The 16,178-nt window shown below is 71.8% G+C and carries 15 protein-coding genes; 9 read left to right on the forward strand and 6 right to left on the reverse strand.

Going from position 1 to position 16,178, the window contains the following annotated elements:
- The first annotated feature begins 4 nt into the window (after window positions 1-4).
- Window positions 5-1,090 carry an S-(hydroxymethyl)mycothiol dehydrogenase gene (locus tag ACWGI6_RS24975; protein WP_453269569.1) on the forward strand — a complete coding sequence of 362 codons (1,086 nt, stop codon included), beginning with the start codon at window positions 5-7 and terminating at the stop codon, window positions 1,088-1,090.
- Window positions 1,090-1,719 (forward strand): MBL fold metallo-hydrolase, encoded by a 630-nt coding sequence (locus tag ACWGI6_RS24980; RefSeq protein WP_453269570.1) that lies wholly within the window; start codon window positions 1,090-1,092, stop codon window positions 1,717-1,719. The genes ACWGI6_RS24975 and ACWGI6_RS24980 overlap by 1 nt, the downstream gene beginning before the upstream one ends.
- 213 nt (window positions 1,720-1,932) lie before the next feature.
- On the opposite strand, the gene ACWGI6_RS24985 is transcribed toward ACWGI6_RS24980, so the two are convergent.
- On the reverse strand, window positions 1,933-3,273 hold the full coding sequence (locus ACWGI6_RS24985; RefSeq protein WP_453269571.1) for a family 4 glycosyl hydrolase: 1,341 nt from the start codon (window positions 3,271-3,273) through the stop codon (window positions 1,933-1,935).
- A gap of 66 nt (window positions 3,274-3,339) precedes the next feature.
- Here ACWGI6_RS24985 and ACWGI6_RS24990 point away from each other — a divergent pair, with 66 nt between their 5' ends.
- The 4 genes from ACWGI6_RS24990 (at window position 3,340) to ACWGI6_RS25005 (ending at window position 7,587) form a co-directional block, all read left to right on the forward strand.
- Entirely contained in the window at window positions 3,340-4,488 is a 1,149-nt protein-coding gene (locus tag ACWGI6_RS24990) for a carbohydrate kinase family protein (protein ID WP_393905507.1), read from the forward strand.
- A gap of 175 nt (window positions 4,489-4,663) precedes the next feature.
- Window positions 4,664-5,668, forward strand: a complete 1,005-nt coding sequence (locus ACWGI6_RS24995) for a PhoH family protein (RefSeq protein WP_030984499.1) — start codon at window positions 4,664-4,666, stop codon at window positions 5,666-5,668.
- A gap of 66 nt (window positions 5,669-5,734) precedes the next feature.
- Window positions 5,735-6,232: an rRNA maturation RNase YbeY gene (ybeY, locus tag ACWGI6_RS25000; protein WP_453269572.1), complete on the forward strand. Its 498-nt coding sequence runs from the start codon at window positions 5,735-5,737 to the stop codon at window positions 6,230-6,232.
- An 11-nt stretch (window positions 6,233-6,243) separates the two neighbouring features.
- Window positions 6,244-7,587 carry a hemolysin family protein gene (locus ACWGI6_RS25005; protein ID WP_453269573.1) on the forward strand — a complete coding sequence of 448 codons (1,344 nt, stop codon included), beginning with the start codon at window positions 6,244-6,246 and terminating at the stop codon, window positions 7,585-7,587.
- A gap of 262 nt (window positions 7,588-7,849) precedes the next feature.
- Here the strand turns inward: ACWGI6_RS25005 and ACWGI6_RS25010 are convergent, their stop codons facing one another.
- Window positions 7,850-9,364 (reverse strand): MFS transporter, encoded by a 1,515-nt coding sequence (locus ACWGI6_RS25010; protein ID WP_453269574.1) that lies wholly within the window; start codon window positions 9,362-9,364, stop codon window positions 7,850-7,852.
- 90 nt (window positions 9,365-9,454) lie between these two features.
- Here ACWGI6_RS25010 and ACWGI6_RS25015 point away from each other — a divergent pair, with 90 nt between their 5' ends.
- The 3 genes from ACWGI6_RS25015 (at window position 9,455) to era (ending at window position 11,911) form a co-directional block, all read left to right on the forward strand.
- Complete coding sequence (locus tag ACWGI6_RS25015) at window positions 9,455-10,381, forward strand: helix-turn-helix transcriptional regulator (RefSeq protein WP_453269575.1); 927 nt, start codon at window positions 9,455-9,457, stop codon at window positions 10,379-10,381.
- 90 nt (window positions 10,382-10,471) lie between these two features.
- Window positions 10,472-10,837 (forward strand): cytidine deaminase, encoded by a 366-nt coding sequence (locus tag ACWGI6_RS25020; protein ID WP_453269576.1) that lies wholly within the window; start codon window positions 10,472-10,474, stop codon window positions 10,835-10,837.
- 126 nt (window positions 10,838-10,963) lie between these two features.
- Window positions 10,964-11,911, forward strand: a complete 948-nt coding sequence (gene era, locus ACWGI6_RS25025) for a GTPase Era (protein WP_393905512.1) — start codon at window positions 10,964-10,966, stop codon at window positions 11,909-11,911.
- Window positions 11,912-11,951: 40 nt separating this feature from the next.
- On the opposite strand, the gene ACWGI6_RS25030 is transcribed toward era, so the two are convergent.
- From ACWGI6_RS25030 to ACWGI6_RS25045, 4 genes are all read right to left on the reverse strand, one after another.
- Window positions 11,952-13,199 carry an MFS transporter gene (locus tag ACWGI6_RS25030; protein ID WP_453269577.1) on the reverse strand — a complete coding sequence of 416 codons (1,248 nt, stop codon included), beginning with the start codon at window positions 13,197-13,199 and terminating at the stop codon, window positions 11,952-11,954.
- The gene (locus ACWGI6_RS25035) at window positions 13,196-14,572 is read right to left on the reverse strand and encodes a GH1 family beta-glucosidase (protein WP_453269578.1); all 1,377 of its coding nucleotides are present in this window, start codon (window positions 14,570-14,572) and stop codon (window positions 13,196-13,198) included. The genes ACWGI6_RS25030 and ACWGI6_RS25035 overlap by 4 nt, the downstream gene beginning before the upstream one ends.
- A gap of 117 nt (window positions 14,573-14,689) precedes the next feature.
- Window positions 14,690-14,956, reverse strand: a complete 267-nt coding sequence (locus tag ACWGI6_RS25040; protein ID WP_453269579.1) for a protealysin inhibitor emfourin — start codon at window positions 14,954-14,956, stop codon at window positions 14,690-14,692.
- Between the two features lie 113 nt (window positions 14,957-15,069).
- Entirely contained in the window at window positions 15,070-16,155 is a 1,086-nt protein-coding gene (locus ACWGI6_RS25045) for a M4 family metallopeptidase (RefSeq protein WP_453269580.1), read from the reverse strand.
- Between the last annotated feature and the right edge of the window lie 23 nt (window positions 16,156-16,178).

The following is a 16,178-nucleotide window of genomic DNA, read 5'->3' on the forward strand; positions in this document are numbered from 1 at the left end:
CCCGATGGCACAGGAAGTGCGCGGCGTGATTGCGCCGGGGAAGAACGAACCGGTCCGGCTGGAGACCATCCTGGTGCCGGATCCGGGCCCCGGCGAGGCCGTGGTGAAGATTCAGGCGTGCGGGGTGTGCCACACCGATCTGCACTACAAGCAGGGCGGCATCAACGACGACTTCCCGTTCCTGCTCGGGCACGAGGCAGCCGGCATCGTGGAGTCGGTCGGCACCGGGGTCACCGACGTGGCGCCGGGGGACTTCGTCGTCCTCAACTGGCGGGCGGTGTGCGGCCAGTGCCGCGCGTGTCTGCGCGGCCGCCCCCAGTACTGCTTCGACACCCACAACGCCCGCCAGAAGATGACCCTGAAGGACGGCACGGAGCTGACCCCGGCGCTGGGCATCGGCGCCTTCGCCGACAAGACGCTGGTCGCCTCCGGGCAGTGCACCAAGGTCAACCCGGAGATGGCCCCCGAGGCGGCCGGCCTGCTGGGCTGCGGGGTGATGGCGGGCATCGGCGCCGCCATCAACACCGGCGGCGTCGGGCGGGGTGACTCGGTCGCGGTCATCGGCTGTGGCGGCGTCGGTGACGCGGCCGTGGTGGGGGCGCGGCTGGCCGGAGCCGTCAAGATCATCGCGGTGGACATCGACGACCGCAAACTGGAGACCGCGCGCTCCATGGGCGCCACCCATACGGTCAACTCCCGCTCCACCGACCCCGTCGAGGCGGTCCGCGAGCTGACCGGCGGCTTCGGCGCGGATGTCGTCATCGACGCGGTCGGCCGCCCCGAGACCTACCGGCAGGCGTTCTACGCCCGCGACCTGGCCGGGACCGTCGTCCTGGTCGGCGTCCCCACCCCGGACATGACCCTGGAACTCCCCCTCCTGGACGTCTTCGGCCGCGGCGGTGCCCTCAAATCCTCCTGGTACGGCGACTGTCTGCCCTCCCGCGACTTCCCGATGCTGGTCGATCTGCATCTCCAGGGCCGGATCGACCTGGGGGCGTTCGTCACCGAGACGATCGGCATCGAGGACGTGGAGCAGGCCTTCGAGCGGATGGAGTCGGGCGATGTCCTGCGTTCGGTGGTGACGCTCTGATGGCGGCCCGTATCGACCACCTGGTCACCTCCGGAACCTTCTCCCTCGACGGCGGCACCTGGGACGTCGACAACAACGTATGGATCGTCGGCGATGACGACGAGGCGATCGTCATCGACGCCGCCCATGACGCCGACGCCATCCTCGAAGCCCTCGGCGGCCGGACGCTGCGCGCGATCGTCTGCACCCATGGGCACAACGACCACATCGACGCGGCCCCGGCGCTGGCCTCCCGCACCGGCGCCCGGATCCATCTGCACCCCGCCGACCTGCCGTTGTGGAAGATGACGCACGCGGACACCTCGCCGGACGCGGAGCTGGCGGACGGCCAGGTGCTGACCATCGCCGGTACGGATCTGACCGTGCTGCACACCCCGGGCCATGCGCCCGGCGCGGTCTGCCTTTACGCCCCCGAGCTGGGCACCGTGTTCACCGGCGACACCCTCTTCCAGGGCGGCCCCGGCGCGACCGGCCGGTCCTTCTCGGACTTCCCGACGATCGTGGCCTCGATCCGGGACCGGCTGCTGGACCTGCCGCCGGAGACGCAGGTCCGTACCGGGCACGGCGATGCGACGACGATCGGGGCGGAGGCCCCGCATCTGGAGGAGTGGATCAAGCGTGGCCACTAAGGGTACGGGCGGACACATCCCGTAGGGGGTGCATGCGCCCCTTGCGGGCCACAACGCGGCGGGGGCGGAGGGTATTCCGTGGCCTTCCGCCTCCGTGGCCTCACGCCTCCGTGCCGTTCACGCCTCCGTGGCCGGCCGCCCCCGTGCCGTCACGCCTCCGTGGCCTCACGCCTCCGTGCCGTCACGCCTCCGTGGCCGGCCGCCCCCGTGCCGTTACGCCTCCGTGGCCGCCCGCTCCAGAATGCGGGCGGCCACCGTGGGGGAGTCCACCAGCGGATGCAGCGCCAGCGCCCGCAGCGCGGCGTCCCTGTCCTTGTACGTCGCCGCCTCCACGGTCGCCCGCTCCACCGCCTTGACCTGCAGCATCAGCCCCAACTGGTCCTCCCGCAGCGGCGCGCAGGGCAGCGGCCTGGCGCCCTGTGCGGTCACCTCGCACACCGTCTCCACGATCGCGTCCGGCGCCAGCTGCGGCACCGTCGTCCCGTTGCGGACGTTGAGGATCAGCCGGGTCCCGCTGTCGCCCACGATGGCGTGCATCAACGCCAGCGCCACCCGGTCGTAGCCGCCGCCCTCCAGATCGTGACTGTCGCGCTGCCAGCCGCCGCTGGCCTCCCTGCTGTGCGCCATATACGTCTCCTCGCGCTCCAGCCGGGTCCGCTCCCACAGCTCGTACGCCCCCTCCGGGCCGCCGGCCGCCGCGGCCCGCTCGAAGAAGCCGCCCTGCTGCTGGTCGAGGAATTCGCCGCGGGTCTCCCGGGTGTCCCGTACGGAGCCGAGGGTCTCGCGGCGGAAGTAGTAGTAGTGCAGATACTCGTTGGGGAGCGCGCCCAGGGTCCGCAGCCAGTCGGCGCCGAAGAGCCGGCCCTCCTCGAAGGAGCCCAGGGCGGCGTCGTCGGCGAGCAGCCCCGGCAGCAGCTCGGTGCCGTCCAGCGTCAACGACCGCAGCCAGCCGAGGTGGTTGAGCCCCACGTAGTCGTAGCTCGCCCGGTTCGTGTCCGCGAGGGCCGCCGGGTCCGCGCCGGCCGCCCGCGCCGCCCGGCGCACCAGCCCCACCGGCGAATCGCAGATCCCGATGACGCGGTCGCCGAGCACCTGGGACATCGCCTCGGTGACCGTGCCCGCGGGGTTGGTGAAGTTGATGACCCAGGCCCCCGGGGCGAGCGCCGCGACCCGCTCGGCGATGTGCAGTGCCACCGGGACCGTCCGCAGCCCGTAGAGGACACCGCCCGCGCCGACCGTCTCCTGGCCGAGCACCCCCTCGGACAGCGGGATCCGCTCGTCGCGTATCCGGCCGGCGGTGCCGCCCACCCGGATCGCCGAGAAGACGAAGTCTGCGCCGGTCAGCGCGTCGTCCAGGCCGTCCGCGACCCGTACGGGTACCGGCGTCGGATGCCCCTGGGCCAGCCGCGTCAGCACCTCGGCGATCACCGCCACCCGGCGCGGATCGGTGTCGTGCAGCACCACCTCGGAGACGGAGTGTGCCGGGTCGTCCAGCAGCGCGCGGTAGACCAGCGGCACCCGGAAGCCGCCCCCGCCGAGAATCGTCAGCCTCATGGGGCGGAACGTACCGCAGCATCAGGCACACTGGCGGCACGTGCCGATACGAGAGGAGCGAGCACGGTGAGCAGCCGACGCGATGACCAACCGCCCGCGGGCCCGGCCGCGGTGCCACCGCCCCTCGATCCGCTGGCCGGGGTGCGCGCCGCCGGCGATCCGCACACCGACGTCTATCTCACCGGCACGGTCTTCCTGGACATCATCTTCACCGGCCTGGATTCCGCACCGGTCCGCGGCACCGAATCCTGGGCCCGCGGCATGGGCTCCAGCCCCGGGGGCGTCGCCAACATGGCCACCGCACTGGCCCGGCTCGGCCTGCGCACCTCGCTCGCCGCCGCGTTCGGCGACGACCACTACGGCGAGTACTGCTGGGAGGCGCTCGAACAGGGCGAGGGCATCGACCTGGCGCTGTCACGCACCGTCCCCGGCTGGCACTCCCCGGTCACCGTCTCCATGGCGTACGAGGGCGAGCGCACGATGGTCTCGCACGGCCATGAGGCGCCGCCGCCCGATTTCGCCTTCGACGGCAAGCACGCCCCGGGCTGCCCGCCGCCGTCCCGCGCCTGCATCGCCTCGCTGGTGCCGGGCCGCCGGCGGGAGGGCTGGCTGGGCTGCGCGGCCGGCCGCGGCAGCCGCATCTTCGCGGATGTGGGCTGGGACGACACCGGCCGCTGGGACCCGGCCGACCTCGCCGACCTCGAACATTGCGAGGCGTTCCTGCCCAACGCCGAGGAGGCGATGCGCTACACCCGTACGGACTGCCCGCGCGCCGCCGCCCACAAGCTCGCCGACCGGGTGCCGCTCGCGGTGGTCACGCTCGGTGAGGAGGGCGCCTACGCGGTGGACGGGCGGACCGGCGAGAGCGCCGAGGTGCCCGCCATTGCCGTGGAGGCGCTGGATCCGACGGGCGCCGGAGATGTCTTCGTCGCCGGGTTCGTCACCGGCACGCTCGCCGACTGGCCGCTCACCGACCGGCTGGCCTTCGCGGGGCTGAGCGCCGCGCTGTCCGTGCAGGAGTTCGGCGGCTCGCTGTCCGCGCCGGGCTGGGCCGAGATCGCCGGCTGGTGGCAACAGGTGCGGGGCTACGAGGCGGGCGCGCCCGGCGCGCTGCGCCGCCAGTACGCCTTCCTGGACGAGGTGCTGCCCGCGGCCTACCGGCCCGCCCCGCTGGCTCGCGCCGTTCCCACGATCGGCTTCCGCCGCCCGGCCTGAGCGGTCCCGGACCGGGCCGGGACCGCCCCGGCTGCCCGCCCCGGCAGGAAAAGCCCTCGGGCCTGTCAGTGCCCCGTCGTACTCTTGTATCCCAAGGAGTCGAGTGCAGGTCGAGTGCAGGCAGGCACCTCTTACGAGCAAAGGATGGGGGTTGAGCAGGCCACCGAGCCGCCCCATGACTCAGACACCTACGCAACCGCAGGCACGCGCCCAGTTCACCGTCCCGGCCAAACACCCGATGGTCACGGTCCTGGGGTCCGGAGACTCCCTTCTGCGCGTGATCGAAAAAGCCTTCCCGGCGACCGACATCCATGTCCGGGGCAACGAAGTCAGTGCTGTCGGCGATGCCGGGGAAGTCGCCCTCGTCCAGCGCCTTTTCGACGAGATGATGCTGGTGCTCCGCACCGGACAACCGATGACGGAGGACGCAGTGGAACGCTCCATCGCGATGCTGCGCGCGGCGGAGGACGGCGAGGGAGCCGTGAGTGAGACGCCCGCCGAGGTGCTCACCCAGAACATCCTGTCCAACCGCGGCCGCACGATCCGGCCCAAGACCCTCAACCAGAAGCGCTATGTCGACGCCATCGACGAGCACACCGTGGTCTTCGGCATCGGCCCGGCCGGCACCGGCAAGACCTACCTCGCGATGGCCAAGGCCGTGCAGGCGCTGCAGGCCAAGCAGGTCAACCGCATCATCCTGACCCGCCCCGCGGTCGAGGCCGGCGAGCGGCTCGGTTTCCTGCCCGGCACCCTCTACGAGAAGATCGACCCGTATCTGCGCCCGCTCTACGACGCGCTGCACGACATGCTCGACCCCGACTCCATCCCGCGCCTGATGGCCGCGGGCACGATCGAGGTCGCGCCGCTGGCGTACATGCGCGGCAGGACGCTCAATGACGCGTTCATCATTCTCGACGAGGCGCAGAACACGAACCCCGAGCAGATGAAGATGTTCCTCACCCGCCTCGGCTTCGAATCGAAGATCGTCATCACCGGCGATGTCACCCAGGTCGACCTCCCCGGCGGCACGAAGAGCGGTCTGCGCCAGGTCCGGGACATCCTGGACGGCGTGGACGATGTGCATTTCTCCCTGCTCACCAGCCAGGACGTGGTCCGCCACAAGCTGGTCGGCCGTATCGTCGACGCCTACGAGAAGTACGACAGCCGCAACGGCAAGTGAGCCCCGGCCGGCCGGGGCTACCGGCCGGCCCGTGCCCAGCAACCAGAAGCGAGAAGCAACTCCCCCATGTCCATCGACGTCAACAACGAGTCCGGCACGGCCGTCGACGAGCAGGCCATCCTGGATGTCGCCCGCTACGCCGTCGCCCGGATGCGTATCCACCCGCTCTCCGAGCTGTCCGTGATCGTCGTGGACGCCGAGGCCATGGAGCAGCTCCACATCCAGTGGATGGACCTGCCGGGACCGACCGATGTCATGTCCTTCCCGATGGACGAGCTGCGTCCGCCGGTGAAGGACGACGAGGAGCCCCCGCAGGGGCTCCTCGGTGACATCGTGCTGTGCCCGGAGGTCGCCAAGAAGCAGGGCGAGGAGGCCCCGACCGGGCACAGCATGGACGAGGAGCTCCAGCTGCTCACCGTCCACGGTGTGCTCCACCTCCTCGGCTATGACCACGAAGAGCCGGACGAGAAGGCCGAGATGTTCGGCCTGCAGGCGGCGATCATCGACGGCTGGCGGACCGAGCAGGGCCTGACCGGCCCCTCGCCGGCCCCCACCGTGACCTGACGGGACACCCGATGACCACCCAGCTGATCGCGGTCGCGGTCCTGCTCGTCGTGATCGCCTGGCTCGCCGCCTGCGCGGAGGCCGGCCTGGCCCGTACGACCAGCTTCCGGGCCGAGGAGGCCGTCCGCTCCGGCCGCCGCGGCAGTGCCAAGCTCGCCGCGGTCGCCGCGGACCCCACCCGCTATCTCAATGTCGCCCTGCTGGTGCGGGTCGGCTGCGAGATGGCCGCCGGTGTCCTGGTCACCTACGCCTGTCTGCGCTCCTTCGACAAGACGTGGCAGGCGCTGACCGTCGCCATCGCCGTGATGGTGCTGGTCTCCTATGTCGCCGTCGGCGTCTCGCCGCGGACGATCGGCCGCCAGCACCCGCTGAACACCGCCACCGGCGCCGCCTACGTGCTGCTGCCGCTGGCCCGCATCATGGGCCCCGTCCCACAGCTGCTGATCCTCCTCGGCAACGCCCTCACCCCCGGCAAGGGCTTCCGCAAGGGCCCGTTCGCCTCCGAGGCCGAGCTGCGCTCGCTGGTCGACCTCGCGGAGAAGGAGTCGCTGATCGAGGACGAGGAGCGCCGGATGGTGCACTCCGTCTTCCAGCTCGGTGACACCCTCGTCCGCGAGGTGATGGTGCCGCGGACGGACCTGGTCGCCGTCGAGCGCTTCAAGACCATCCGCCAGGCGCTGACCCTCGCCCTGCGCTCCGGCTTCTCGCGCATCCCGGTGACCGGCGAGAACGAGGACGATGTCGTCGGCGTGGTCTACCTCAAGGACCTCGCCCGCAAGGTCCACATCAGCCGCGACGCCGAGAACGAGCTGGTATCCACGGCCATGCGCCCCGCCGTTTTCGTTCCCGACACCAAGAATGCCGGTGATCTGCTGCGCGAAATGCAGCAGGACCGCAATCATGTCGCGGTGGTCATCGACGAATACGGCGGCACCGCCGGCATTGTCACCATCGAGGACATCCTGGAGGAGATCGTCGGCGAGATCACCGACGAATACGACCGGGAACTGCCGCCCGTCGAAGACCTCGGCGACGGCCGCTACCGCGTCACCTCCCGCCTGGACATCGGCGACCTCGGCGAGCTGTACGGCCTGGCCGAGCTGGACGACGAGGACGTCGAAACGGTCGGTGGGCTGCTCGCCAAGCTCCTCGGCCGGGTCCCCATCGCCGGCGCCACCGCCGAGGTGGACCTCTCCGACGACGCGACCGACCCGGGCCTGAAGGCGCTCCGGCTGACCGCGGAGTCACCGGGCGGCCGCCGAAACAAGATCATTACGGTGCTGTGCGAGCCGGTGCGTCCCCAGGGCGCGACCGCCGCCGAGGAGCCCTGGGCGGGCGGGCGCTCCGCCGGCTGAACGCGTGCGGAATTCGATACGTCATTCCTTGTGACGGCGAAAGCGTTTCCCGCCACCGCACTCCATGCGGCTACTTATCTCCAGTTCACCGGAAATGTTCTGCAAGCCATTTCCGAGGGGTCTGGATTCCACGACGCACCGCATGGAAAGATCTTCAGGCGGTCGCCGAGAACGTGACCGCCCTGCGTGAGAGAAATCGTGAAAGAAGTCTTTCCGCGCAGGCTGCCCCGGCGCGGGGGACCGGGGCAGCCCTCTTCTTCCGTCAGCCGCGGCGCGTCGTACGGACCGTCCGCAGCCCGGCCGTGACCAGCAGCGCCACCACCGCGACCAGCGCCGCGTCCAGGCCCAGGCCCAGCTTGATGCCGCCGAGCGTGGCGTCGGCGAAGCCGCTGCCGCCCGCCCGCAGCGCGGCGATATGCGCCGAGGCGACCGCGCTCAGCAGCGGAATGCCGAGGGTGATGCCCATCTGCTGCGAGCTGGTGACCAGGCCGGTCGCCAGACCCTGCTCGGCGTCCGGGACGCCGGAGGTGGCGGTCACGCCGTAGGAGATGATCGCCCACAGATGACCGAGGCTGGCGAAGGTCACCCCGATCAGGGCCAGCCACATTCCGCTGCCGGTGCCCAGCCCCAGCAGCGCGGCCGTGAAACCGGCCTGCAGCAGCAGCCCGGTCAGCAGGGTGCGGCGGGCGCCCAGCCGGCCGATGACCTTCGGGGCGACGAGGCCGGCGAACGCCGAGACCACGCCCTGCACACCGAAGAGCAGACCGGTCCGGAAGGCGGACAGCCGCAGCACTTCCTGGAGGTAGAGCGTCATCAGGAAGACGACGGTGCTCATCATCGCGAAGGTCGTCAGACCCGCCAGATTGCCCCAGGCGACGGTCCGGCGGCGCAGCATCGGCAGGGACACCAGCGGCTGGTCGGCCCGCGACTCCACCCGCACGAACGCGGCCAGCAGCGCCACGCCCGCGATCAGTGTCACCAGCACGTCCGGGCGGCCGAAGCCCTGCGCGGCGGCGGTCGACAGCGCGTAGATCAGCGACAGCAGCCCGCCGGTGACGGTGACCGCCCCGGGCACATCGATCCGCGGCCGCTGCGGGCCGCCCGGACCCTGGGGGCGGGACTCGGTCAGCAGCACCGGCGCCGCGGCCAGTACGGCCACCCCGGCCGCGGACAGCAGGCCCATGGTCGAGCGCCAGCCCAGCACGTCCGTCATCACCCCGCCCAGCACCATGCCGATGGTGAAGCCCATCGAGAGCAGGGTGCCGCTGATGCCCAGAGCGCGTTCGCGCTGCGGGCCCTCGGCGAAGGTGGTGGTCAGCAGCGACATTCCGGTGGGCACGATGATCGCGGCGCCCAGTCCCTGCAGGGCACGCCCGGCCAGGAACGCCGTCGGGGACCAGGCGAGCGCGGCCAGGACCGAGGCCGCGGTGAACAGCGCGAGCCCGACGAGGAACAGCTTGCGCCGCCCGAAGAGATCGGCGATCCGGCCGGAGAGCAGCAGAAAGCCGCCGGAGGGCAGCGCGAAGGCGGTGACCGCCCACTGCAGATCGGCCTGGCCCATGCCCAGGTCCCTGCCGAGCACGGGCAGCGCCACATTCAGGATGGAGAAATCCAGCGCGACGATGAACTGCGCCGCACACAGGAGAAGCAGGATGAGCTTGGCCCGCGGGGTCATCCGCACGTCGGCGGGAGCTGCGGCGGGGGTCCGGGAGGCGTTCTCCCGGGGACCCGGGCCCGGCGGGGTGCCGGTGGGCAGCGAGGTCTCGGTTACTGGCATGCAACGAGCCTGCGGTCCCGGAAGACGCCGTGGGGAGCGGGAACTTATCGTGGTGTCCGCACCACCAGCCACGCCGACAGGGGGAGAAACGTGGTCGTGAACGCTGCCGGACAGGACACCGCGCGCCGACGCCAGGAACTGCGCGACTTTCTGATGAGCCGCCGGGCCCGGGTCACCCCGGCCGAGGCGGGCCTGCCCGACGGAGGCCGCCGCCGCACCCCGGGACTGCGCCGCGAGGAGGTCGCCGTCCTCGCCGGGGTCGGTGCGTCCTGGTACCAGTGGCTGGAGCAGGGCCGTGACATCACCGTCTCGCCGCAGGTGCTGGACTCGGTCGCCCGGGTGCTGCGGCTCAACGGCGCCGAGCGGCGTCATCTGTACGTCCTGGCCGGGCTGAACCCGCCGCCGCGGCTGGACGCCGAGGAGCTGGGTCTCAGCGATGTCTGCGCGGGCCTGCAGCGGCTGATCGACGCCTGGATGCCGCTCCCGGCGCACATCATGGACCCGTACTGGAACACCATCGCCTACAACGACGCGGCGCACCTGGTGCTGGGGCACGGCCGCCCCGGTGTCTCGCCGAACTGCCTGATCGCGTTCTTCACCGACCCCGTCTACCGCGCGCGGTCGGTCAGTTGGAAGACGATCGCCCCCGTGATCGTGGCCCAGTACCGTGCCGCGTGTTCGGCCCGGCCCGGCGACGAGGGCTTCGACGCGGTCGTGCGCGAGGCCTCCGCGCTCAGCGCGGAATTCGCCGGACTGTGGGGGCGTGGCGATGTCCAGGACGGCGGGACGCTCCACAAGGAGATGGACCACCCGCGCGTCGGCGCGCTGCACTTCGAGTCCACCCAGCTGCGGATCCCGGTCCGCCCCGACCTCACCATCGTGCTGCACAACCCGCGCCCCGAGACGGACACCGCGGCGAAGCTGGAGTGGCTCACCTCGGCGGAGGGACGGCGATGGGGGTCCCCGCGCGTGAGCGAGGCCGAGCGTGAGGGAGGGGTGTCCTCCCTCGCGGGGTGACCCCCCGCGGGACGGCGGCCGGTGCGGCCCCGGCCTTGCCGGCCGCCCCCGTTCCCGCCGCCTCCCGCCGCCCCGCATATGCTCGCCCGTATGAGCGAAGCCGCACCGCTGGACCCGGAAGACCGAAAGATCATCACGCTCGCCCGCTCGGCGCGGGCCCGTAACGGCGTGGCCGAGGGCGCAGCCGTCCGCGACGAGACCGGCCGCACCTATGTCGCCGGCACCGTCGCCCTGGACTCGCTGCAGCTCAGCGCGCTGCGGACGGCCGTCGCCATGGCCGTCGCCAGCGGCGCCACGTCCCTGGAGGCCGCGGCCGTGGTCACCGACGCCGAGCGCGCCACCGACGCGGACCGCGCGGCCGTACGGGACCTCGGCGGGCCCGCGACCCCTGTCCTGGTCGCCGGCCTCGACGGCGCCCTGCGCAGCGCCGTCCCGGCGGGCGACGCACAGGCCTGAGCGCGCGCCGAGCCGTACGACGGCGTACGGGGCGGCCCACCGGCTTCGGCGGGCCGCCCCGTTCCGGGCCGCTCCATACCGGCCGCCAGGGGCGGGTGGTCGGAGCCGCGCCCGGCATCGGGGAGAATGGGCGCCATGAGCGTTCGTACAGAGTCCTCCGCCGCGCACCGCGCGGGCTTCGCCTGCTTCGTCGGTCGCCCCAACGCGGGCAAGTCCACCCTCACGAACGCTCTCGTCGGCACGAAGGTGGCCATCACCTCCACCCGCCCGCAGACCACCCGCCACACGGTCCGCGGCATCGTGCACCGCCCCGAGGCGCAGCTGGTCCTCGTCGACACCCCCGGTCTGCACAAGCCGCGCACGCTGCTCGGTGAGCGGCTGAACGACGTCGTACGGACCACCTGGTCCGAGGTGGACGTCATCGGCTTCTGTCTGCCCGCCGACCAGAAGCTCGGCCCCGGCGACCGCTATATCGCGAACGAGCTGGCCGGCATCAAGAAGACCCCCAAGGTCGCCATCATCACCAAGACCGACCTGGTCGACTCCAAGGCGCTGGCCGCCCAGCTGATCGCCGTCGACCAGCTCGGCCAGGAGCTGGGCATCGAGTGGGCCGAGATCATCCCGGTCTCGGCGGTCGGCGACACCCAGGTGTCGCTCCTCGCCGACCTCCTCGTGCCGATGCTCCCCGAGAGCCCGCCGCTCTACCCCGAGGGCGATCTCACCGACGAGCCCGAGCAGGTCATGGTCGCCGAGCTGATCCGCGAGGCCGCGCTGGAGGGCGTCCGCGACGAGCTGCCGCACTCCATCGCGGTGGTCGTCGAGGAGATGCTCCCGCGCGAGGACCGCCCCGCCGACAAGCCCCTCCTCGACATCCACGCGAATGTCTACATCGAGCGCCCCAGCCAGAAGGGGATCATCATCGGCCCCAAGGGCAAGCGCCTGAAGGAGGTCGGCACGAAGTCGCGAAAGCACATCGAGGCACTGCTCGGCACGCCGGTCTACCTGGATCTGCACGTCAAGGTCGCCAAGGACTGGCAGCGCGACCCGAAGCAGCTGCGCAAACTGGGCTTCTGAGCCCGGCCCGGCTCCCGGGGCCGGACAGGCGCTGCGGCCCTCACGCCACGCCCCGGATCCTGCGCACCAGCAGCGCCCCCACCAGCCCGACCGCCGCCGCGACGGCGTACAGCGTCCGGTAGCCGCCGAGGTGATGTACGAGCGGCGCGGCCAGCGCAGGGGCGGCCACCTGCGGCAGCGAGTTGGCGATATTGATGACGCCCATGTCCTTGCCGCGGTGCGCGGCGGCCGGCAGCACATCCGTCATCAGCGCGAAGTCGACGGCGGTGAAGACGCCGAACCCCACCCCGAGCAGCGCCGCGGCACACAGCGCACCCGCCCAGGTCTGCCACCCGGCCAGCAGCCCGGTCGCCACCGTCATGATCACCCCGGACCACCGCACGAACGGCTGCCGCCGCCCGACCCGGTCCGACCAGAACCCCCCGACGACGACGGTGCCCAGCAAGGTCACGCCATTGACCGCGGTCAGCACCAGCACCCCGCCACCCGGGTCCGGCCGGTGCAGCACATCGCGCAGGTAGTACAGCAGGTACAGCAGGGCCAGCGCATTGCCGAGGTTGATCAGGAACCGGGTCAGCCAGGCCCACCCCAGATCCGGATGGCGGCGCGGACTGATCCAGAACCCGGCGACCAGGACCCGCACGCTCAGCGCCGGGCGCCGCTCGGCCGGCAGCACCGGGTCCCGGTGCAGCAGCACATACGGGAGGGTGCCCAGCAACGCGAAACCGGCGCAGGCGAGATAGCCCGCGGTCACCCCGCCCGCGGCCGTCGCCAGGCCCGTACCGGCCACCACGCCCAGGATCTGCGCGGCACCCAGCCAGCCGCCCACCGCCCCGCGCTGCCGGTGCGGAACCCGGTCGGGCACCGCCGCCGTGATCGCCGCGAACGCCGCATTGAGGGTGAGCTGCACCAGACACCACCCCAGCGCCATCACGGGCACCGTGCCCGCCCCGGCCAGCAGCACCAGCGCACCGGCCCCGCCCGCCACCCCCGCGACGATCCACGGCGTACGGCGCCCGAACCGCGAGGCCGTACGGTCCGACAAGGCCCCGAACAGCGGGTTGGACACCATCGAGACGGCGGCCCCCACCCCCGTCACCCACGCCAGCACCGACTCCTTCGATACCCCCGGCGGCGCAAGCTCCGCGGCCTGCAGCGCGAGCAGTATCTGCAGCGGCCCGTACCACCCGGCCCAGATCGCCCCGTTGGCCAGCGACAGCGCGGCGGTCCACGCCCGCCCGACCTTCTCCGACGGCTCCGCAAGCGCCTCGGGAGCCGGGCCGCTCATCCCCGGGCCTGCTCCCGCAGCACATCCCGCAGCCAGTGGTACGAGGCCTTGGGCGTCCGCGCCAAGGTCGCGTAGTCGACATGCACCAGTCCGAACCGCCGGGCGTACCCCTCCGCCCACTCGAAGTTGTCCATCAGCGACCACACGAAGTACCCGCGGACATCGACCCCGGCCGCCATCGCCGCGTGCAGCGCCCGCAGATGCCCGTCCAGGAACGCGATCCGCTCCCCGTCCTCGGTCCCCTCGTACGAGCACCCGTTCTCGGTGATCACGACGGGCGGCAGCCGGTCCCCGTACCGCTCCCGGAACGACACCAGCAGCTCGGTCAGCGCCTCCGGCACCACCGGCCAGCCGAAGTCGGTCCGCGGATAACCCTCGACCTCCCGCGGCGCAAAGGGCAGTTCAGGCGGCAGCCGGATCCCGCCGAAGTCGGCCGCCCCGGCACCGTCCGCCTCCGGGGCGCCCACCAGCGTCGGCTGGTAGTAGTTGATCCCGTACCAGTCCAACGGCTGCGAGATGACCTTCAGATCCTCCGCGACCGGCCCCGGCAGCAGCGCCGCCAGCTCCTCGTCCGGATACCGCCCCAGCACCACCGGCTCCGCGAACAGCCGGTTGAGCAGCAAGTCGTACAGACCGGCCGCCGCGGTGTCCGCCTCCGACGCGCTCGCCGGCCAGGTCGGACCGTGGGAATTGGCGATCCCGACACTGCGCGCCCCGCGGGCCCGCAGCGCCTGCACGGCCAGCCCGTGCCCCAGCAGCTGGTGGTGCGCCGCAGGCAGCGCCTCGAACAGCAGCTGCCGGCCCGGCGCATGCTGTCCCAGCCCGTAACCGAGCAGGGTCACCTCGGCGGGCTCGTTGAGCGTGATCCACCGCTCCACCCGGTCCCCGAGCCGCCCCGCCACCACGTCCGCATACGCCGCGAAGCGCTCAGCGGTCTCCCGCCGGAGCCATCCGCCGCGCTCTTCCAGTGCCTGCGGTGTGTCCCAGTGGAAGAGCGTCGGCACCGGTGCGACCCCCGCGGCCAGCAACGCGTCCACCAGCCGGTCGTAGAAGTCCAGCCCGGCCCCGTTGACCGCCCCGTCCCCGTCGGGCACCACCCGCGGCCAGGCCACCGAGAACCGGTACGCCCCGACTCCGAGCTCCTTGAGCAGCCCGACGTCCTCCCGGTACCGGTGGTAGTGATCGGTCGCCACCCGGGCATCCGACCCGTCCTTGATCCGCCCGGCCTCCGCGGCGAAGACGTCCCATACGGACCGCCCCCGCCCGTCTTCCGCCACCGCTCCCTCGATCTGTGCGGCGGACGTGGACACCCCCCACACGAAGTCACGGGGGAAGCGGGGCAGGGACGTGGGGGAGACCGGCACCGTTGTCATGGGCCGGATCTTCCAAACCGCCGGTAACACTGTCAAGAGGCGGTCAGGGAAGGGCAGTTGGGGCGTGGCGGGATCCCGGCCCCCGCAGGGTGCGGGGGCGCGGTGGCGCCCCGGCCCCTACGCCCCTTCCTTCATCACCTTGGTGATCAGCGAGCGCTGCTCGTCCGTGAGCCGCGGATCGGAGCAGTACACCGTCCGGCCGTCGACCGTGATCTGGTAGCTGAAGCCGTCCGGTACTCCGACGGGGGGTTCGGTGCGGGCAGTGGCGACGGCCTGTTCGGCGAGGGACTGCCAGTCGCCGGCGTCAGGGCGGCCCGAGGTGTCGACCTCGGCGCGGCGGTCCACGCCCGCAAAGCCGCCGGTGCGGTGAATGTGAATGCGCATAACGGACTCCTCCGACGTCCTCCGACGGACTCCTACCCCGTACGGCCACGCTTACCGTGCGCGGGACGGGCGTGCCTGCCGGCGCTGCCCGCACCGCGGACCTCGTGGCGCTGCTACTTCGGCGTCACACCGACCTGCGTCCAGGCCTTGACCATCGCCTCGTGCTCGGCGCCGGCGCCGAAGCGGGCCTGGGCGGCCTTGACGGTGAGGGCGGCGAAGTCGGCGAACTGCGCGTCCTTGGCGAGCTTGCCGCCGGTCAGGACGTCGTACCAGACCTGCCCCGCCCGCTCCCAGGCCTTGCCGCCGAGCGCGGTGGCGGCCAGGTAGAAAGCGTGGTTGGGGATACCGGAGTTGATGTGGACGCCGCCGTTGTCGTCGGTCGTGCGGACGTAGCCCTTCATCGTGGCGGGCTGCGGGTCCTTGCCCAGGACGTCGTCGTCGTACGCGGTGCCCGGGGCCTTCATCGAGCGCAGCGCCTTGCCGGTGACGTTCGGGCCGAGGAGGTCGGCTCCGATCAGCCAGTCGGCCTGGTCGGCGGTGTGGCCGAGGGCGTACTGCTTGATCAGCACCCCGAAGACGTCGGAGACGGACTCGTTCAGGGCGCCGGGCTGGCCCTCGTAGGTGAGGTTGGCGGTGTACTGCGTGACGCCGTGGGTGAGTTCGTGGCCGATGACGTCGACGGGGATGGTGAAGTCCTTGAACAGGTCGTTGTCGCCGTCGCCGAAGACCATCCGCTCGCCGTCCCAGAAGGCGTTGTCGTACTTCCGGCCATAGTGGACGGTCGCGTTGAGCGGCAGGCCAGCGCCGTCGATGGACTTGCGGCCGTAGATCTTGAGGTAGAGCTCGAAGGTGGCGCCGAGACCGGCCTGGGCGCGGTTGACGGAGACGTCCTTGGCGGGGCCGTCCGATTCCGCGTGCACCTTGTGACCGGGCAGGTCCTCCTGGTGACGGGCGTCGTAGATGGTGCGGTTCGGCTTGTCGGCGGCGGCGTCGGGCTCACCGGGGGTGAGGTCGCGGGCGGCGATCTCGCGGCGCTGGGCGCGCCGTGCGTGGTCGTGCTCCAGGGTGCGGCGGGCGGGCTCGTGCCGGGCCGGGTCGTCGGACTGCGCCAGGTTGTCGAGGATGTGCGGCGGGATGATCGTGCAGAAGACGGGCGTGTGGCAGGTGGCGGGATCTGACTGCGCGTCGTTGAGGTCCATGGACAAACGGTGGCACTGTGTAA

The organism is Streptomyces sp. NPDC054786 (genome assembly GCF_053611685.1).